19 protein-coding genes and 4 tRNA genes are annotated in these 19,018 nt (G+C 61.3%); 19 read left to right on the top strand and 4 right to left on the bottom strand.

Translation table 11 applies throughout. The features are described 5' to 3' along the window. The 4 genes from ACK28C_RS00460 to ACK28C_RS00445 are packed head-to-tail and all read left to right on the top strand — an operon-like array spanning position 1 to position 4,015. A complete protein-coding gene (locus ACK28C_RS00460; RefSeq protein ID WP_015556000.1) occupies positions 1-942 on the top strand; it encodes an ABC transporter permease in 942 nt (313 codons plus the stop codon). Beyond that, positions 942-1,898, top strand: coding sequence for an ABC transporter permease (locus tag ACK28C_RS00455; protein ID WP_015556001.1), 957 nt, complete (start codon positions 942-944; stop codon positions 1,896-1,898). The genes ACK28C_RS00460 and ACK28C_RS00455 overlap by 1 nt, the downstream gene beginning before the upstream one ends. Positions 1,899-1,925: 27 nt before the next feature. Continuing rightward, entirely contained in the window at positions 1,926-3,026 is a 1,101-nt protein-coding gene (locus tag ACK28C_RS00450; RefSeq protein ID WP_409152302.1) for an ABC transporter ATP-binding protein, read from the top strand. After that, positions 3,023-4,015, top strand: a complete 993-nt coding sequence (locus tag ACK28C_RS00445) for an ABC transporter ATP-binding protein (protein ID WP_015556002.1) — start codon at positions 3,023-3,025, stop codon at positions 4,013-4,015. Before ACK28C_RS00450 ends, ACK28C_RS00445 begins: the two co-directional genes overlap by 4 nt. A gap of 49 nt (positions 4,016-4,064) precedes the next feature. Here ACK28C_RS00445 and ACK28C_RS00440 read toward each other — a convergent pair whose 3' ends face one another. The 4 genes from ACK28C_RS00440 to pcp form a co-directional block, all read right to left on the bottom strand. Next, the gene (locus ACK28C_RS00440) at positions 4,065-5,708 is read right to left on the bottom strand and encodes a hypothetical protein (RefSeq protein ID WP_015556003.1); all 1,644 of its coding nucleotides are present in this window, start codon (positions 5,706-5,708) and stop codon (positions 4,065-4,067) included. Between the two features lie 635 nt (positions 5,709-6,343). Beyond that, the gene (locus ACK28C_RS00435; RefSeq protein WP_409152301.1) at positions 6,344-7,246 is read right to left on the bottom strand and encodes a CobW family GTP-binding protein; all 903 of its coding nucleotides are present in this window, start codon (positions 7,244-7,246) and stop codon (positions 6,344-6,346) included. Between the two features lie 331 nt (positions 7,247-7,577). After that, positions 7,578-8,633: an NAD(P)-dependent alcohol dehydrogenase gene (locus tag ACK28C_RS00430; protein WP_015556004.1), complete on the bottom strand. Its 1,056-nt coding sequence runs from the start codon at positions 8,631-8,633 to the stop codon at positions 7,578-7,580. A gap of 636 nt (positions 8,634-9,269) precedes the next feature. Next, the gene (gene pcp, locus ACK28C_RS00425) at positions 9,270-9,920 is read right to left on the bottom strand and encodes a pyroglutamyl-peptidase I (protein ID WP_015556005.1); all 651 of its coding nucleotides are present in this window, start codon (positions 9,918-9,920) and stop codon (positions 9,270-9,272) included. Positions 9,921-10,530: 610 nt separating this feature from the next. On the opposite strand from pcp, the gene ACK28C_RS00420 reads away from it, so the two are divergent. The 15 genes from ACK28C_RS00420 to ACK28C_RS00350 all read left to right on the top strand — a co-directional run bounded on the left by ACK28C_RS00420 (position 10,531) and on the right by ACK28C_RS00350 (position 19,012). Continuing rightward, entirely contained in the window at positions 10,531-12,018 is a 1,488-nt protein-coding gene (locus tag ACK28C_RS00420) for a transposase (protein WP_409152300.1), read from the top strand. Between the two features lie 284 nt (positions 12,019-12,302). Beyond that, a tRNA-Thr gene (locus ACK28C_RS00415) sits at positions 12,303-12,378 on the top strand. An 18-nt stretch (positions 12,379-12,396) separates the two neighbouring features. Continuing rightward, a tRNA-Tyr gene (locus tag ACK28C_RS00410) sits at positions 12,397-12,482 on the top strand. A 7-nt stretch (positions 12,483-12,489) separates the two neighbouring features. Beyond that, positions 12,490-12,565, top strand: a tRNA-Thr gene (locus tag ACK28C_RS00405). Between the two features lie 194 nt (positions 12,566-12,759). After that, a complete protein-coding gene (gene tuf, locus ACK28C_RS00400; RefSeq protein ID WP_409152299.1) occupies positions 12,760-13,962 on the top strand; it encodes an elongation factor Tu in 1,203 nt (400 codons plus the stop codon). 77 nt (positions 13,963-14,039) lie between these two features. Further along, the gene (gene rpmG, locus ACK28C_RS00395; protein ID WP_015556006.1) at positions 14,040-14,189 is read left to right on the top strand and encodes a 50S ribosomal protein L33; all 150 of its coding nucleotides are present in this window, start codon (positions 14,040-14,042) and stop codon (positions 14,187-14,189) included. 81 nt (positions 14,190-14,270) lie between these two features. Then, a tRNA-Trp gene (locus ACK28C_RS00390) sits at positions 14,271-14,346 on the top strand. A 45-nt stretch (positions 14,347-14,391) separates the two neighbouring features. Beyond that, a complete protein-coding gene (secE, locus tag ACK28C_RS00385; RefSeq protein ID WP_015556007.1) occupies positions 14,392-14,595 on the top strand; it encodes a preprotein translocase subunit SecE in 204 nt (67 codons plus the stop codon). A gap of 61 nt (positions 14,596-14,656) precedes the next feature. Continuing rightward, positions 14,657-15,196: a transcription termination/antitermination protein NusG gene (gene nusG / locus ACK28C_RS00380; RefSeq protein WP_208872579.1), complete on the top strand. Its 540-nt coding sequence runs from the start codon at positions 14,657-14,659 to the stop codon at positions 15,194-15,196. Positions 15,197-15,282: 86 nt separating this feature from the next. Further along, the gene (gene rplK / locus ACK28C_RS00375; protein WP_015556008.1) at positions 15,283-15,708 is read left to right on the top strand and encodes a 50S ribosomal protein L11; all 426 of its coding nucleotides are present in this window, start codon (positions 15,283-15,285) and stop codon (positions 15,706-15,708) included. 112 nt (positions 15,709-15,820) lie between these two features. Further along, positions 15,821-16,525: a 50S ribosomal protein L1 gene (gene rplA, locus ACK28C_RS00370; RefSeq protein WP_015556009.1), complete on the top strand. Its 705-nt coding sequence runs from the start codon at positions 15,821-15,823 to the stop codon at positions 16,523-16,525. A gap of 285 nt (positions 16,526-16,810) precedes the next feature. Next, on the top strand, positions 16,811-17,341 hold the full coding sequence (gene rplJ, locus ACK28C_RS00365; RefSeq protein WP_015556010.1) for a 50S ribosomal protein L10: 531 nt from the start codon (positions 16,811-16,813) through the stop codon (positions 17,339-17,341). A gap of 95 nt (positions 17,342-17,436) precedes the next feature. Then, on the top strand, positions 17,437-17,820 hold the full coding sequence (rplL, locus tag ACK28C_RS00360; RefSeq protein WP_015556011.1) for a 50S ribosomal protein L7/L12: 384 nt from the start codon (positions 17,437-17,439) through the stop codon (positions 17,818-17,820). Between the two features lie 388 nt (positions 17,821-18,208). Continuing rightward, complete coding sequence (locus tag ACK28C_RS00355; protein ID WP_015556012.1) at positions 18,209-18,598, top strand: hypothetical protein; 390 nt, start codon at positions 18,209-18,211, stop codon at positions 18,596-18,598. A 33-nt stretch (positions 18,599-18,631) separates the two neighbouring features. Beyond that, entirely contained in the window at positions 18,632-19,012 is a 381-nt protein-coding gene (locus ACK28C_RS00350; protein WP_208872580.1) for a response regulator, read from the top strand. The last annotated feature ends 6 nt before the right edge of the window (positions 19,013-19,018 follow it).

Raw genomic sequence — 19,018 nt, 5'->3', positions numbered from 1 at the left:
ATGACTCGCTTCGTCCTCAAACGACTGATCTACGCGCTCGTCGCCCTGTTCGTGGCGTCGAGCGCCACCTTTTTCATCATCCACTCCGTGCCGGGCAACCCCATCGAGGCCATGACCGAGAAGCTGCCCGAATCCCTGCGCAGGCAGACCTTCGAGCGCTACGGCTTCGACAGGCCGCTCTTGGAGCAGTACGGGCTCTTCTGGAAGCGGCTGCTGACGGAGGGGGACCTCGGCGAGTCGCTGCGCTACCGGGGGCGGAGCGTCGGGGACATCCTCGCCCGCTACGCCCCCGTGTCCGGGGTGCTGGGCCTGACGTCCATCCTGTGGGGGGCTGGGCTGGGCGTCGCGCTGGGAGTCGTGGCGGCGCTTCACCGCGGAAAGGCTCTGGACTACGCCGTCATGCTCCTGGCGATCCTGGGGGTGTCCGTCCCCAACTTCGTGCTGGCCTCCCTGTTCCAGTACTTTCTGGCCGTGCGGCTGGGCTGGTTCCCCGTCACGGGGTGGGGAGGCTTCGCCCACGTGGTGCTTCCGGCCCTGGCCCTGTCCTTCTACTCCACGGCGCAGTACGCCCGCTTCATGCGCGCCAGTTGCCTGGACGTCCTGAGCCAGGACTACATCTTGGCCGCCCGGGCCAGGGGCATGAGCCGCTTTCACCTGGTCCGCAGGCACGTGCTGCGCAACGCCGTCCTTCCCATCGTGACCCTGCTGGGGCCCCAGATCGCCCTGATGTTCGGCGGGGCCTTCGTGGTGGAGCGCCTCTTCTCCGTGCCCGGGTTGGGGTTCTACTTCGTCTCGTCGGTGGGGGACCGGGACTACACCCTGATCATGGGGCAGACGGTCTTTCTGTCGGCCCTCTACATCCTGTCGATACTGGCCGTGGACCTCCTCTACGGCTTTCTGGACCCCCGAATCCGCTTCGCGCGCGACGGAGGGGCCTCGTGATGGAGCCGCGTCCCAACTGGTGCCCCGCTGAGGCGGGGGACGGCGAAGGGTTCTGCCCGGAGGACTTTCGCTTCGTCGAACGACCCGACGAGGCGCCCTTCGCCTCGAGGCCCTCCGTGAACTATTGGCAGGACGCCTGGCGCCGGCTGAAGCGGAACCGGGCAGCCCTCCTGTCCGCTGCTCTCCTGGCCTTTGTCGCGGCGCTCTGCGTCCTGGGGCCGGCGCTGACGCCCTACGGGCACGAGGCGCTGAACATGGCCGAGAAGAACCTGGGGCCCTCCGCGGCCCACTGGTTCGGCACGGACAAGATGGGGCGCGACCTCTTCACCCGCGTTGCCGTGGGGGGCCGGGTCTCGCTGATCGTCGCGCTGGTCGGCGCGCTGATCGACATCCTGGTGGGCCTGCTCTACGGCGGGGTGGCCGCGGGACTGGGCGGTGCCGTCGACAACGCGATGATGCGCCTGGCGGACGTCTTGTCGAGCATCCCCTACCTGGTCCTGGCGGTCCTGGTCTCCCTGATCCTGGGCCGCGGGATGGCGAGCCTGCTGATCGCGATGACCCTGACGGGCTGGTGCAATATGGCCTACCTGGTCCGGGGGCAGGTCCTCCAGATCAGGGAGCAGGAGTTTGTCCTGACGGCCCGGGCCCTGGGGACCTCGCCGTGGCGGATACTCTGGAAGCACCTGATCCCCAACATCATGGGCGTCATGATCGTGGCAGTCACCTTCGACATCCCCCTCTTCATCTTTGGTGAGGCCTTCCTGTCCTACATCGGGTTGGGCATCCAGCCCCCCATGACCAGCTGGGGCGCGCTGGCGTCGGGCGCGCAGCAGCAGATGCTCTTCTACCCCTGGCAGCTCTTCTTCCCCACGCTCTTCATCAGCCTGACCATGCTCTCCTTCCAGATGCTGGGCGACGGGCTCCGCGACGCGCTGGACCCGCGCGCGAGGGACTGAGCCGTGGTCGGCGCAAACGAAAAAACGATGGTCGAGATGGATGAGCGAGCCGTGGACGGAAAGGTCATCGAGGTTCGGGACCTGGACGTGTACCTGAAGGTCCGCGACGGGCGCCTCCACGTCGTCCGGGGCGTCTCCTTCGACCTGCGCGCCGGTGAGACGCTGGTGACGGTGGGGGAGTCGGGCTGCGGAAAGTCCATGACGGCGCGGGCCCTGATGCGCCTTCTGCCGGACGACGTGGCCGAAGTCCCGGAAAGCTCCCGCATCCTCTACCTGGGGCAGGACCTCCTGGGAAAGACGGAGCGGGAGATGCAGCGCGTCCGGGGCCGATGCCTGGCGATGGTCTTTCAGGACCCGTCGACCTCGCTGGACCCGACCCTGACGATCGGCGAGCAGGTGGAGGAGCCCCTGCTGCTCCACACGAAGCTGCGGGGCCCGGAGAGGCGGCTTCGGGTGCTCGAGATGCTGCACGCCGTGGGGATATCCAGCCCGGAGACGCGCGTGAGACAGTACCCTCACGAGCTGTCGGGCGGGATGCGCCAGCGCGTCATGATCGCCTCGGCCCTGGTCGGGATGCCCCGCGTCCTGATCGCGGACGAGCCCACGACGGCCCTCGACGTGACCACCCAGGCCGACATCCTGGACCTGATCCGGGAGCTGCAGCGGAGATTCGATCTCTCGGTCCTGCTGGTCACCCACGACCTGGGCGTCGCGTCGGAGGTCGGGGACCGAATTCAGGTGATGTACGCGGGCGAGATACTGGAGAGCGCTCCCAAGCGTGAGCTGCTCCGCAAGCCCGCCCACCCCTACACCTGGGCGCTGCTGCGCTCCGTGCCGTGTCCGGGAGGATCGGGCCGCTCCACGCTCTACTCCCTGTCCGGGACGCCGCCCGACCTGCTGGAGGCGCCGGGCGGGCGGCGGGGCTGTCCTTTCGCGCCGCGCTGCGACTACTGCATGGAGGTCTGCACCCGCGCTGCGCCGCCTGAGTTTCTGCTTCCGTCTTCGGGGTCCGCTCTGGAGGCGGGGCACCGGGTGCGGTGCTGGCTTCGCCATCCCATGGCGCCCCACGTCGCCGTGCCGGAGGGGATACGGTGTCCCAAGGCCGGACGGAAGGAGGGGGCGGCATGACACAGACGACCCGGGGGCGCGTCCCGCTGCTGCGCGTGGAGCGCCTCTGCCGGTACTTCCGGCTGCCCGGAGGACGGACTCTCAAAGCGGTGGACGACGTCAGTTTTGAGGTCTTCCGCGGGGAGACCCTGGGGCTCGTCGGGGAGTCCGGGTGCGGCAAGAGTACGCTGGGCCGAACGGTCCTGGGGCTGCACCCCGCGACGTCCGGCTCCGTGCTCTTCGACGGGCTGGACGTCCACGCCGCAAGGGGAGCCGATCGGCTGCGCTTCAAGAAGCGGGCGCAGATCGTGCTGCAGAACCCCTACGCCTCCCTGAACCCCCGGATGACCGTCGGGGACATCGTGGCCGAGGGGCTGGACGCCCACCGCCTGTGCCGGGACAAAGAAGAGCGCGAGGAGCGGGTCTGCCGCCTCCTCACGCGGATGGGGCTGAGGCCGGAGTTTCGCTCCCGCTACCCCCACGAGTTCTCCGGGGGGCAGTGCCAGCGCATCGGCATCGCGCGGGCTCTGGCCGTAGAGCCGGAGTTTCTGGTCTGCGACGAGCCGATCTCGGCGCTGGACGTCTCCATCCAGGCCCAGATCGTCAACCTCCTGGTGGACCTGCGGGAGGACCTGGGGCTGACGTCCCTCTTCATCGCCCACGACCTGGCCGTGGTGCGCCACATCTCGGACCGCGTCGGGGTCCTGTACCTTGGAGCGCTGGTGGAGCTGGCCGAAACGGACCGGCTCTACGGAGAGCCCCTTCACCCGTACACAAGGGCCCTGCTGTCCTCCATCCCGGACGTGGACCCGGACAACCCCATGAACGCCCGTCGAGTGCGCCTGAAGGGAGAGGTGGGGAGCCCCATCGACTTTCAATGCGGCTGCCGTTTCGCCCCGCGCTGTCCGCAGGCCGAGGAACGGTGCCGGCAGTTTCGGCCCGAGCTCCGCGAGGTGTCGCCGGGCCACCTCGTGGCGTGCCACAGGGAGGAGCCCTTCGCAGGATATTAGGGAAGCACTGATTAAATCAGCGCTCCCTGGTCTTCAGGACCTTCGAAAGTCAGTAGCTCACACGGTAGGGGCCCACCAGGCTGTTGAAGAGCAGGTCCCCGTTGGGCAGAAACTGCAGGATGGCGTAGGCGCCGTTGCCATAGTTGCTCTTGCCGAAGATCGTGCGGTGCACGGTGGCGCCGGTGTCCCAGTCCATGCCCGTGAGCTCCCAGCCCTGCGCTCCGTAGCCGCTGACCAAGGCCATGTTGCCGTTCCGACAGTGGACGGGGATCATGCTGGTGGAGGATACGTCGGATCGTCTCCAGACTGACGCCCAGCGATGTTCCTTCGGGTCCCAGCGGAAGCGCTCTACCCCCCGGGAAGAGGGATACACGGGGCCCAGGGTGGCTGCGCCCAAAATCTTGGGCAGCCGCGCCATGGTGTCGGACTCCAGGGGCAGGTTGTTGACCACAAAGGCGCCGTAGCCGCTGACCACCACGGACTGCTCGGACTGAATCCACGTAGGGAGCTGGCTGTAGCCGCAAGTCACAGGGATCTGACCGGCGATCCGGCGTGACTGAGTGCCGTCCTGCTGCACGAAGTCCTGGGGTATCTCGTCGCGCCAGAAGGCCACCAGATTCATCCTCCGAGAGCCGTCGGTGATGACCACCAGCCTGTCGGCGTTCTTGCCGAACCCCATCAGCGTCGGCGTGGAGCCGGAACCGGGCTCAAACTTTACGATGGGAGGAACAGCGTCCTCCGGGGCGTCGTAGGGGGAAGACCAAGCGCCGTCGGCCTCTGCGTCCGAGAGCCGGCTTCCGGTCCACACCAGTTTGTGCATCCTCTTGTTGGTCACCACGTAGATGCCTCCCTTCTCGTCCACGGCCAGGGAGTTGCTGGTGTGCTCTCCGGGGAAGAGGATCGTCTGGGCGGAGGCTGCGTCCAGGGTGCGATTCAGCACGGAGACGCCATTCTCGAAGTTGAGGATGATGTGTCCGTCGTAGGTCATATTCAGGCCATAAAGCACCGCTCTGGCCCCGGCTCCCTGGATGGCGTCCGCCGCGTCTGCGATGCTGTGGCGCACCTCGATGCCCGCCGCGGGATTTGCGGCGTCCTTTAGAGCGAAAGCGTAGACGCCGTAACCGTAGGTGGCGTAGAGGACATTGTCCTTGTCCACCACAGAGTAGACGCCGTTGGCCAGCCGGGCGTTGTATTTCGCGCCGTAGTTCGTCACGAAAACCTGGTGTATGTCCCGGGAGGTCTTGCCCTCAAAGCTCATCTCCCCGATGGTCTTGTGCGCCCCCGGCGCCACGGGACCCATGTCCGGAGAGAGGTAGGCCGGGGCGTCGAGCCGAGCCACCTCTGCCCACTGCTTTTCGGCGGCGTTGATGTAGGCGACGCGGTCGCTCCCCACGCCCCACATGAAGCGGGGAGAAGTGGAGGCCAGGGTGATGATGTTAACCGGTCCGCCATAGGAGATGGGCTGCCGCACTGGGTCAATGGTAAAGGAGCCCTTTGGGGGACCGTAGGGGGTGGAGTCGCTCTGGGCAGGGTCAAAGTGCGTGGTGCCATAGAGCGGAGCTGAGAGGTAAGGGTTGGGCGCGGGCCCCGAGATCCCCTGCTCCTCAGAGTCTCCGCCTCCGCACCCCGCCGACGCCAGCACCCCATACGCCAGCACAAAAAAAAGCAATCCCTTCAGCTGCATCGTCTTCATCGTGCCATCTCCTATTCAAGCCCAAGAATACACCACTATTCAAGAACACATCACGTTCAAGAATACGCCAATACGGACGCAGGTCGAGACATCTTGAACGTCTTCATTATAATACGCCTCCAAGATAACGCCACTATAACGCTAATATAAGGGAAGCGCTGATTAATCTTCAAAAGTTGTTGAAAGCAATCAAGGAACATCAATAAAGGGTATCCTTCAGCGCTTCCCTAAAATTTTAAAATGGGGCTACGCCCCAAGCCCCACGCGCTTCGCGCGGCCTGATGAAGTTTCATACGCTGAAGGGAGCCCATACGGTTGACAGTTCTCAACGACTTAATCAGTGTTTTCTAAGGAAACACTGATTTAATCCCTGAACCCCCGGATGACCGTCGGGGACATCGTGGCCGAGGGGCTGGACGCCCACCGCCTGTGCCGGGATAAAGAAGATCGACTTTCAGTGCGGCTGCCGTTCGCTGACGCTCACGGGCCGTCAGTCCCCCACTTCGGGGAGCCTTCCGGCAGCCGTTCGCTGACGCTCACGGGCCGTCAGTCCCAGCCTCTTCGGGGCAGCCCCCCTTGCAGGGGGGCCTTTGTTGCCCTTTAGACGCAAATTGGTATCAGGCGGCAGTTTGCCTTTACTGGAACAGCCGCTCGTTTTGCACAAAGAGTTTGTGCAGGTATTTTTCGTTCAGGTCCGCGCCGATGATCACCATCTTCGACTCCTCGGAAGGGGCGCATGGCTCGATGGCGTAGCGGTCCTTGACGAGGTCGAAAGAGGCCCATTGTCCCTGGACGGAGAAACAGCCCTTGGCCCGATAGACCCTGCCCAGGTTGCCGCGCATCAGAAGCTGGAGCTTCAGCAGAAATTCGTTCATGGTGTTGACGGTGAACCCGGAATACCCAACCTGGCTCAACTCCGGGTGACCCTCCAGGTCGGTGAAGGCGCGTTCTCCGGCGCGGGGTTTTGAGAGAAGCGCCTCCCACCACTCCTGGGGCTGTTCGGAATAGTGCCGCTGAGGGATGTCCGCCTCCGTGTTCAGCCCGCGCAGCTCCGCCGCGACGGCGGCAACGCGCTCCGGAGGGGAGTTCTCGGCCTTGGAGATCAAGAGCGTTCCCGCATTTCGGATCTGGTCGGCGTAAAAGGCATCGAACGTTTTCAGGTACTCGTCGAAGCAGTGGATGTCCACCAGGGCGACGGGGCTCAGGACCTCGATGCGCTCATAGGCGATCCTGCCGATATTCTCCAGGACGGCGCTCAGCAGGCCGACCCCGGTCGGCTCGACGACTAGAAATTCCGGGGCCAACGTGTTGGAGATCGTCAGGACGGACGCTGCGAAGTCGGACTTGACGGAACAGCAGATGCACCCCTCCGTCAGCTCCCAGACCGAGACGTCCTCCTTCAGCCGTCCGCCGTCCACGCCGATGTCGGCGTATTCGTTCTCCAGAACGACGAAATTCCTTCGGGTGCGACGCACCAACTCCTTGATGAAGCGGGTTTTTCCAGCACCGAGAAAACCGGATATCACCAATACTTTCATAAACGACCTCCTGAAGTGGCTGTGGTGTTTGTCGCAAGGGGGCGGCCGCAGGACGGCCGCCCCTCTTCGTCAAATTCCTGGGAGTTTTGCGCATCATAATACCAATTCGCGTTTAATATGGATTGCCTCCCCTGAAAGGGGAGGTGGTTCGCGTTAGCGAACCGGAGGGGTTGTTTCTCAGGCTCAACACCCCCCAGCCCCTTCGGGGCAGCCCCCCTTGCAGGGGGGCCTTTCTTGCCCTTTAGACGCAAATTGGTATTAAAGATGGCCGACCCGTCCTGCCCCGCATGGAAAAGCGCAAAGAGCCTTCCGGTGCGGCGTGAGAGTCCGGTCAGAGCAGGACGACCGGCTTGATCAGGTCCTTCGGCTTCTCCTTCATCAGATAGAGCGCTTCTTCGATGTGCTCGAAGCCCTTGAAGGGGTGGGTGATCAACGGGGAGAGGTCCAGCTTGCCGACCGATACCAGGCGGGACAGCTTCTCCATTCTAAGCCGGCCTCCCGGCATCAGTCCGCCGTTGATCGCCTTGTGCCCCATGCCGACGCCCCACTCCACGCGCGGGATGTCGATCGTCGCGCCCGATCCCAGGTAGTTCACGTTCCCGATCCTGCCGCCCGCCTTCAGCGACTTGACCGCTTCCGCGAAGGTATCGACGGTCCCGCCTGCGATGATGACCTTGTCCACGCCTCTGCCCTTGGTCAGCCTGAGCGCCTGTTCGCTGATCGTCCCTCCCTTGTAGTCGATGAAGTCCGTGGCCCCGTAGAACTTGGCGGCCTCGATGCACACGGGACGGGTCCCAACGGCATAGATGCGCGAGGCCCCGCGCAGGTTCGCTCCCGCCACGGCCATCAGGCCGACCGGACCGATCCCGATGACCAGGACCTCATCTCCATATTGAACGTCGGCGAGCTCTGCGCCATGAAACCCCGTGGGCACCATATCCGAGAGCATGGGGGCCACCTTGAGGTCGATGTTTTCCGGGAGGAGCGCCAGGTTGCCGTCCGGATCGTTGACGTGGAAGAACTCGCCGAACAGACCGTCCTTGACGTTGGAGAACTTCCAGCCGTTGAGCATACCGTGCGAGTGCATGGAGTAGCCGCCCTGGGCCTCCAGAGAGTTCCAGTCCGGAGTGATGGCGGGGACGATGACCTTGTCTCCCGGCTTGAAGTCCTTGACCAGCTCTCCGACCTCCACGATCTCACCGGTGCCCTCATGCCCCAGGATCATGTTGTGACGCTCTCCGACGGCGCCCTCCCAAACGGTGTGGACGTCCGAGGTGCACGGCGCAAGAGCCAGAGGGCGGCAGATCGCGTCCATAGGGCCGCACTTCGGACGGTCCTTTTCGATCCACCCCACGCTGCCGATCTTGAGCATTGCAAAACCTTTCATCAATTTTCCCTCCTCAAGATGAATTTTGAAACGCAAAACCAAAGTGCCTGAGGTTCGATAAAATGACCTCAGCCTCCGCTCGGGGAACCGCATTTCTGTTTCGGAGCCTGTGACCGATAAAGCTTATTTTTTTAATGAAAACTATTTTACTATGCAATCGAGGTGCGTCAAGGAATGAAAAAGCCTGGAAGCGTTGGATCAAAACGCACCAAGGGCAGCCTGGGTGCGCTTTTTCGATGTGTCCATTGAGTTTTGACAACGTGGAAGTTCGTTTGATTTGCACAATGGCAGCGCGCTATCGTCCGAGTGGGCGTTGTGTCTTGTGGATTGTGGCTGAGCGTCAATCCGCGGGGTTTTGCGTGGCCCCCACGACGTAGCGGGACAGCGAATCGGGCCGGGCGAGCTCCGGGCATCCATGTCAAAGGGCAACAAAAAGCCCCCCCCGGAGGTCGGTGCAGAGACACCAGCCTCCGAGGGGGAGGAATTTACGGTTAATACTTGAACCGGGTGATGGTCTTCACCTTCCCGGCCTCTCCCGCCCGGGCCGACTCTATCGCTGCGTTCAGCGCCAGTTCGACGCCACGGTCAGGGAATGGCAAGCTCCATAAATCCAAGCCGTTCTTCAAATATCAAGCCCTAATGGAGCCGGCCCCCGGTCTCCCGGAGGTCCTCGCGGACGGTAAGCGCCGCTCGAATCGCGGTCTCAATTCCCAGGGCCATCGTCGCCACGGGCAGGCCGTTTCCTTCTCCCAGGCGCCTGGCCTGCTCCGTCATATAGGGGATGTGAACGAACCCCCCTCGGCGCGCGTTTCCCTCCGTTGCCAGGAAGTGCATCAAACCGTAAAAAAGGTGGTTGCACACGAAGGTCCCCGCGCTGTTTGAGACCGAAGCGGGAACCCCGGCGTCCCGCATTGCCCGCACCATGCTTTTGATGGGCAGGGTAGACCAATAAGCCGCGGGAGCGCCCTCGATCACGGGTTCGTCCACCGGCTGATTCCCTCCGTTATCCGGGATGCGAAAGTCATCGACGTTGATGGCGACACGTTCGGGCGTGATCTCAGAGCGCCCTCCCGCCTGACCCAGCGAGATGACCACAATCGGGTCTTCACGGGTCACGGCCGATCGAAGCGACTCCAACGAGAGGAAGCGCACCGTTGGGATTTCCTGAGTAACGATTTGACATCCCTCCAGCCTCTTCCCATCGAGAAGCTTCAGAACCTCGCCCGCAGGGTTGACCGGCTCGCCGCCAAAGGGCTCGAATCCCGTAACCAGAACTTTATTTTGCATCTCCCCGCCTCCAGGCCCGACAGGCCGTTTCCCAATAAGATCGTCCCATCATAAAGAAAAAATATCGCAGACGAAACAGCCGCCCTCAGGCGCCGACCTTTTAGGAATCACGGATGGGGTGCCTGAGAAATGCCAACCGTATTGTCTTCTCCTTCTGAAGCCCTCAGATTTTACCATGCCAAAAGCCGTTATTCGCGGCTTTTCTCAAAGCGCAGTAAAAAGAATACCTGGCAGGTACTCTTTGTAACAACAGGATTGGGCTCAAGTTACTGGACCATGGATAAACTGGCCATACCGCTGGAACGAGCAGAAGAGCGCCGGGCCAATAGCCGAGAGGGGGTGTGGGTGCGAGCCCACGCTGACGGGGTTATTGTGAGAACGGGAAGATATTTCCGTAATTTAAAGGCAGCGGAGGGGTGAACAGCCCATTTTTTAAAACTTTTCCTCTGCCTGGCCCTTTACTTTGCCCGCACTTTGCGTTCCCGTGGATTTGGGCGGGGCCCCAACCCGCGGGCAAAAAAACAGCACCTTGCAGGGACTGTTTGTAAAAACAGTGTTAAGCTTAAGTCACCAAACAATAAGCCATCACCTGCGAGGTGCGAAGACCATTATGCCATACAGACGACCAAAAATCGAGGTTAAGACGACGGACAAGATGCAGGACATCACCCCTTTTGCCGGCCTTTTCCCCGTTATCGAACTTTGGAATCGGCTCCATCTTGACGAAATCATCGATACTTTCATAGGAATCAGGAAGGACAAAGGGTACCGGGACTCCGAGCAGCTTCTGTCGATGGTCCTGCTGAACCTCAGCGGCGGCAGAGCCGTGGAACACCTGAAGTTTTTGAAGGAGCAGGCGGGGCTGAAGAAAGTCTCTCTGCCGTTTCCATCTCCAACGTCGGCCCGGGACTACGCCAGCTGTTTTCATAACGAATCGGAGGACCGGGAGCGGGGTCATGGTCGTTCCTTTATCCCGGCATCGAATGAGGCGCTGAGGGGGTTTGAGGAGGTGCACCGCCATCTTCTGAGGTGCGCGTTCGAGGCGTCCGTGCAGGAGGAGTTGACGCTGGACCAGGACGCGACGTTCATCGAGACGGAGACGAGCGGGGCGTTGTACAACTACCAGGGGAAACGGAGTTACGAGGCGTTGAACGTGTACTGTCCGGAGTACGACCTGCCTGTGGCGACGGAATACCGGGACGGGAATGTGAAGCCTGGGCACGGACAGCTGGAGCAGTTGCAGGGGGTATTGGCGCATCTTCCTGCGGGAGTGAGGAAGGTGAGGTACCGTTCGGACAGTGCGGGTTACCAGACGCGTCTTTTGCGCTATCTGGCGGAGGGTCAGGATGCGCGTTTCGGGGTGATCGAGTTTGCGATCTCGTGTCCTGTATACAGGGATTTCAGGGAGGCGGTGGAGGCAGTTTGTGAGAAGGATTGGCGCCCTTTGGGCAACGGCCAGGAATGGGCGGAGGTCGTCTATGCGTCACAGTCTTTGAGTATCGACAAGAAAGGTCCGACGTACCGTTTTCTTGCCATTCGCGAGGCATTCGAGTTGGAGGGATCGGGAAAGAAGCTCCGACTGTCTCAGGAGCTGCAGGACTCACGGCAGCTGTTCATACCGGAGCTGATCGACGACCTGGAGTCTGAGAACGCCAAGGTGAAGAAGCTGCATCTGACGGAGCTTGGGGGCCACGTATACAAGGTGTTTGGTATCGTGACGAACCTGTTGGATTGGGAGGGAGGAGCGGTAATCCGTTGGTATCGTGAGCGGTGCGGCAAGTCAGAGGAAGTGCACCGCATCCTGAAGGAGGACCTGGCCGGCGGGCACGTCATCTCGCACCGATTTGGGTCGAACGCGTTCTGGTGGAATGTGTCGGTGCTGTCTCTGTCGCTGCACAGTTTGTTAAAGCGTCTGCTTCTGCCTGAAGCGTTGAGGAGTTACCGTCCCAGGACGCTGCGATTTTTGTTTTACACGAGCATAGGGCGTATGGTGCGCCATGCGCGCCGCATGGTGCTGCAGGTGAAAGGGGGAGTTGTGGGGAGTTGGTTTCTGGGAGCGTACCGGAAGCTTGAGAAATTGGCTATCTCGCTGGAATGAGCAGGAGAACGTTGGGCCAATAGCCGAGAGGGGGTGTGGGTGCGAGCCCACGCTGACGGGGTTATTGTGAGGACGGGAAGATATTTCCGTATTTGAAGGCAGCGGAGGGGTACAGAGCCCATTTTTTAAAACTTTTCCTCTGCCTGGCCCTTTACTTTGCCCGCGCTTTGCGTTCCCGTGGATTTGGGCGGGGCCACCTCGCTTGACAAAAGGCCGGGCTGACGGTACAATGCATGACCGTATTGTGCGAGATTGAGGGGCTTCTTCATCAGGGCTTCCGTTTTGCCGGTGTAGCTCAGTTGGTAGAGCGGCTGACTTGTAATCAGCAGGTCACAGGTTCGAATCCTGCCTCCGGCTCCAGTCAAACCAGTACGAAGTGGTGGAATGGCCGAGCGGTCAATGGCAACAGACTGTAAATCTGTCGGCGAGAGCCTACGTTGGTTCAAATCCAACTTCCACCACCATATCTGTGCCGACTTAGCTCAGCAGGTAGAGCACATCCATGGTAAGGATGGGGTCCCCGGTTCGAGTCCGGGAGTCGGCTCCATGATGCGAGCGAAGTCCGGAAGAGTTTTTTCTTTCGGACTTTTTGCTTCTTTCGGGCGTTTTTGTGTGGGATATGTGGCGTTTCTTTGCTACAATGTCCGGACGGTTGGGGGCGCGTCGCTGTCGCTTGAGCGTAGCATCCGGTGCCGAACCCCCTGATGACGGAAGACGAGCACTTTTGGGGAGGAATCGGAGATGGCAAAGGAGAAGTTTGAGCGGACGAAGCCGCACCTGAACATTGGTACGATCGGGCACATTGACCACGGGAAGACGACGCTGACGGCGGCGATCACGAAGTGTCTTGCGACGCAGAATTTTGCGGACTTCACGGCGTACGACATGATCGACAAGGCGCCTGAGGAGCGTGAGCGCGGGATCACGATCAACATTTCGCACGTGGAGTACCAGACGGAGAGGCGCCACTACGCGCACATCGACTGCCCGGGACACGCGGACTACATCAAGAACATGATCACGGGAGCGGCGCAGATGGACGGGGCGATCCTGGTGGTGAGCGCGGCGGACGGGCCGATGCCCCAGACGCGGGAGCACGTGCTGCTGGCGCGCCAGGTGAACGTTCCTGCGCTTGTGGTGTTCATGAACAAGACGGACCAGGTGGACGACCCCGAGCTTCTGGACCTGGTGGAGATGGAGATTCGGGAGCTTCTGAACAAGTACGAGTTCCCTGGCGACGATACGCCGATCGTGCGTGGTTCTGCCCTCGAGGTGCTGGAGAAGGGGAACGGGACGCGCGAGGACCCGATCTGCAAGCCGATCTGGGACCTGATGGACGCGTGCGACAGCTACATTCCGGACCCGGTTCGTGACACGGACAAGCCGTTTTTGATGCCGATCGAGGACGTGTTCACGATCACGGGGCGCGGCACGGTGGTGACGGGTCGCGTGGAGCGCGGGAAGGTGAAGGCCGGCGAGGAAGTGGAGATCGTCGGGATGTCTCGTGACACGAAGAAGACGGTGGCGACGTCTCTTGAGATGTTCCGTAAGATCTTGGACGACGCGGAGGCTGGAGACAACGTCGGGATACTGCTCCGTGGCATTGACAAGGACCAGGTGGAGCGGGGGCAAGTGTTGGCGAAGCCCGGCACGGTGACGCCGCACACGAAGTTCAAGGGCGAGGTGTACGTTCTGAAGAAGGAGGAGGGCGGTCGCCATACGCCGTTCTTTGCGGGTTACAAGCCGCAGTTCTACTTCCGGACGACGGACGTGACGGGTGACATCAAGCTGCCGGATGGTGTGGAGATGGTGATGCCTGGGGACAACGCCACGTTTGAGGTGTCTTTGATCGTGCCCATCGCCATGGAGGAGGGGCTGCGCTTCGCGGTGCGCGAGGGCGGCCACACGGTGGGCGCAGGCGTCGTCACCAAAATCCTGGAATAACTGAATTTCCGGGCGGCCGGAGTGCGCTCCGGCCGCCGTTGGAGTGCGATCTTAAAATTTAAGGAGAGGTTTTAGCCATGGCGGATATCATCGGACTGACCTGCACGCAGTGCAAGAGGCGCAACTACACCACGACGGTGAACAAGAAGAAGCAGTCGAAGAAGCTTGAGATCAAGAAGTTCTGCAAGTGGTGCAACGCCTCCGTCCTGCACAAGGAGTCGAAGTAGGCGACGGAGGCGGCGCTTCGCGCCTGACGCCTTGCATAACTTGCAGGGGTGTTGTAAAATACCTAGCGTTGTTTTCAGCGTAGGTCCGTAGCTCAATTGGTAGAGCACTGGTCTCCAAAACCAGGGGTTGCAAGTTCGAGTCTTGCCGGGCCTGCCATTTTATTATGGGTGTCTTTTTGTGATGCCCTCAGGAGGGGCGTATATGACTAAAGAGGCCGTGAATTCCATACCGGGCGTCGCTTTTTTGCGCGAGGTCCGGGCGGAGCTGAAGAAGGTCACGTGGCCCACCAAAAAACAGGTTTGGTATTGGACGCTGATCGTCATTGTCTTTACTTTGGGGGTCTCTCTCTACCTGGGGCTCATCGATTTTTTACTCACGTGGGCTTTCTCCGGCATGCTGGGATAGGTGGCCGGAGGCCTTCTTTTATTTTTTGCAGGTTCTTTGCAGGCGCTAGGGGGCCTTTGTGATGACGCAGCGCGGCGAACGCCGATGGTATGTTGTTCAAACCTATTCGGGCTATGAGAATCGAGTGAAGGCCGACCTTGAACAGCGTATCGCCACGATGGGCATGAAGGAGGGCATCTTTAACGTGCTCGTGCCCATAGAGGATCGCGTCGTTGTGAAGGACGGAAAGAGCCGCAAGGTCACGAGAAAGCTCTACCCCAGCTACGTGTTGGTCGAGATGATCCTGGACGAACAGTCCTGGCACGTGGTGCGGCACACACCGGGGGTGACGGGCTTCGTGGGGGCGGGGACGCATCCCATCCCCCTCTCGGAGGACGAGGTGACCCGGCTCATGTCGATCCTGGAGAAGGACCGCCCCAAGGTGGAGATCGCCCTGAAGCCTGGAGATACGGTCACCGTCAAGAGCGGCCCCATGGCGGGGCAGACGGGGCCCGTCGTTGAGATCAACTCCGAGAAGGGAAAGGTCAAGTTCACCGTGAACATCCTTGGTCGGGAGACGGTGACGGAGGCCGACTATCGCCTTCTCGAAAAAATTTGCTGAACGCCGCTTGGAGTTCTCGTGAGGTAGAGAGCCGGGCGGTGAAGATAAACGTCACGTTTTGTTTTTAGAGAGGGGATTTTTATTTCATGGCTAAGAAGGTCGTAGGGCAGATCAAGTTGCAGTTGCCTGCCGGAAAGGCGACGCCGGCTCCTCCCGTGGGCCCCGCGCTGGGACAGCACGGCGTCAACATCATGGAGTTCTGCAAGCAGTTCAACGCAAAGACCTCCGATCAGGCGGGCCTGATCATTCCGGCAGTGATCACCGTCTACGCCGACCGCAGCTTCACCTTTGAGCTTAAGACGCCGCCTGCGGCGGTCCTCCTGAAGAAGGCCGCCGGCGTTGAGTCGGGGTCGGGCGTTCCCAACAAGACGAAGGTGGGCTCCGTATCCCGCGCCAAGGTGCGCGAGATCGCGGAGTACAAGCAGAGGGACCTCAACGCGAACGACGTCGAGGCGGCGATGCGTATGATCGAAGGCACGGCCCGCTCCATGGGGCTCGAAGTGAGGGACTGATGGCCCGTGAACGCCAGTGAATGGCTGCCGGAAGGCTCCCCAGGTGGGAGCGAATTGATCTTTGTGGCAGAGTCCTTTGGGATTCGCGATCGACCACAGGAGGTTTTTTGAGATGAAGCACAGCAAGCGATATCGGGCGGCCGCCGAGAAGGTCGAGCTGGGGAAGCTCTATGGGCTGCGTGAGGCGGTGGAGCTTTACAAGCAGATCGCCACGGCGAAGTTCAACGAGAGCCTGGAGGTCCACGTCCGTCTGGGCGTTGACCCGCGCCACGCGGATCAGCAGGTCCGCAGCACGGTTGGCCTGCCCCACGGCACCGGCGTCACTAGGAGGGTTCTGGTGCTGGCAGCGGGCGAGAAGCAGAAGGAAGCTCAGGACGCAGGCGCCGACATCGTGGGCGGCGAGGACCTGGTGCAGAAGATTTCGGGCGGATGGCTGGAGTTCGACGCGGTTATCGCCACGCCGGACATGATGAAGTCCGTCGGGCGGCTCGGCAAGGTCCTTGGCCCCCGCGGCATGATGCCCAGCGCCAAGACGGGAACGGTGACCTTTGACCTGACGAACGCCATCAGTGAGATCAAGGCGGGCCGCGTTGAGTTTCGCGTCGATAAGGCCGGCATCACCCACAACGCCATCGGGCGGCGGGAGTTCACGGTGGATCAGCTCTTTGAAAACGCGAAGGCCATCCTGCAGGCGATCTATAAGGCCCGTCCCGCCTCCGTGAAGGGAACCTACGTGAAGAGCGTCACGATCGCCCCCACCATGGGACCGGGGATCGCGGTGGACCCACTGGACGTCCAGCGGGAGGTCAGCGCCTGATCGCGTCCCTTCGACAGCTGAAGATTGATAAAGACTCCCTGATGTTGTAGACCGCAGGCGCCCCTCGGGGCTCAATGCCATGCCTGCCGAGGTGCCGGGGAATGGAAGGTGCGTGAGCCCGTGCAGGGCTTGACCCCATTCTGTTCTATTAAGAGGGCTCCCCGCCGCCGGGGAGCCTTTTTTTGCTTGATTTGCTCGATGGCCTCGATGACTTGAGCTCTGCAGGTGAGGCTGAATTGATACGGAAGTTTTAAAAGAGATCAACGTTGGAGGAGGTGAAACAATATGCCTGCATCGGTTAAATACGAGTTGGTGGCCGACCTGAAGGAGAAGCTCGAACGCTCGAACGCGATCTTCGTGGCCGAGTACCGCGGCATGACGGTGGCGGCCAGCACGGCCCTTCGCGCCCGCGTCCGCGCGGCGGGAGGGGAGATGAAGGTCGCGAAGAACACCCTCTTTTCCATCGCCATCAAAGAGGCGGGGCTTCCGGAGCTTCCGGAGGACCTCACCAAGGGGCCGAACATCTTTACCCTTTCCTATGGCGACCCCGTGAGTGTGGCCAAGGTGCTGAAGGAGTGCGCCACGGACAAGACCCAGAAGGCCTTCGTCCTGAAGGGCGGCATGCTGGGAAGCACGGTGTTGGACCTCCAGCAGCTTCACGCGCTGGCGGACCTGCCGTCGAAGGACGTCCTGATCGGCCAGGTGGTGCGCACGATCGCGGCGCCCATCTCCGGCCTGGTCAACGTGCTCTCCGGCACGGTGCGTGGCCTGGTCACGTGCCTTGCCCAGATTCGCGACAAGAAGGACGCCGCCTAGACGGACCTTCTGCGGAGGAAGTCGACCAAGCCGTTTGTTTGATGCGTTGACGTGTTTTGTCATTTTGAACATTAAATTTCAGGAGGTAACGTTTTATGACTCACGAGGAACTGATCAAGGCGATTGAGGAGATGTCCGTTCTCGAGCTTTCCGAGCTGGTGAAGGCTCTCGAGGAAAAGTTCGGCGTGTCCGCCTCCGCCGCTCCGGTGGCCATGATGGCCATGCCCGGTGCCGCAGCGGGCGCCGGTGCCGCAGCGGGCGAGGAGAAGACGGAGTTCGACGTGGTCTACAAGGGGCCTGGCTCCAACAAGATCGCCGTCATCAAGGTGGTCCGCGAGATCACGGGCCTTGGCCTGAAGGAAGCAAAGGAGCTGGTGGACAACCCGCCGAAGCCCATCAAGGAGGGCGTCTCCAAGGAGGAGGCCGAGGAGCTGAAGAAGAAACTTGCTGAGGCCGGCGCCGACGTGGAGCTGAAGTAACGATTGAGCAAGCGGCCCCGACGGGCCGCTTTTTTAACGTTCGCCAACCTCCCTGCGGTCACGCTCGTCTTCGCCAACGGGGATGAACGGCACTTTCTTTTGTGGTACAATACTTTCGTTCAGGGAGCTTGATTTTCAGCGGACGGGAGGGCGAAGGGCCCGCCCTTCGCATGGGGGCCGAAACTGTGGCGGAGCCTTCAGGCGACAGGCCGTGCGGCAGGGGACGGGCAATGTAAAGGCCGTGGGGTCTAAAATAAGATGTCCGGACGAGCCCTTCTCCCTCGCGCTTTCGATTGTCTTAATGGTGTTGTCTTTTTGTCATTAAAGGCCTCAGGGGCAACCACGAGGTCTTGTGTTTTTTCCATCAAGGAAACGGAGGTTTTATGTTATGAGCGATCAGCCTGCGAAGAAGGTTTCGGCTCCTGCAAACAAGAAGAAGCTCATCCTCATTGGGGCCGCGGTGGTCCTCGTCATCCTGAACGTCATGTGGACGCTCCTGCAGAACAAGTTCACGCCCCGGGTTGATGCCTTGAAGGAGGAGTTCACGAAGATCGAGGCCCGTCTGTCCAAGCTGGAGAAGGACGCCCTTCCGGACGTTGAGGCCATTCGCAGCGAGTTGAATGCCCTCAAGCTGATGTCCGAGGCATACGAGAATCGGTCAAGCCAGCTGTTGAAGGCGGAGGAGGCTCAGCTTGCGTCGCTTGAGTCTCAGCTCGCGATGCAGAGGGAGCGCGTCGAGTCCCTGAAGAAGCTGGGTGCCGCTGAGGACGGAAAATAGCGGCATCCCAGGCGGGACTTTGAGGGTAAACGGGTGCCTCGAAACGTATTCATCATCGACGACGCGGACTTCATGATCGACATGATACGCATGATCCTGGAGGACGCGGACTACAGGGTCGTGGGGGCTTCAACGGACAGCGTGATCGCGCTGTCGCAGTTGAGGGAGTTGGCTGTTGCCCCCAAGCCGACGGCAGTGGATATCGTGATCGTTGACCTGCACATGCCGAAGTTGGACGGTTTCGAGACGGTCCGGCGGCTCCGTGAGATCTTCCCCACGGCAAAGGTGCTGCTGGTGACCGCGAACTCCTCGCTCCCCGTCGCCTTGAAAGCCCGTGAGCTCAAGATCGACGGCTTCGTCGTGAAGCCTTTTGAACCGGAGGTCCTGGTGGAACAGATCGCCAGGCTCGCCTGAACCCTG

The sequence above is a fragment of the Fretibacterium fastidiosum genome, from assembly GCF_964642095.1.
GTDB lineage: Bacteria > Synergistota > Synergistia > Synergistales > Aminobacteriaceae > Fretibacterium > Fretibacterium fastidiosum.
The sequence above is the reverse complement of the archived record's forward strand: the minus strand, read 5'-3'. Positions and strand labels throughout refer to the sequence as shown.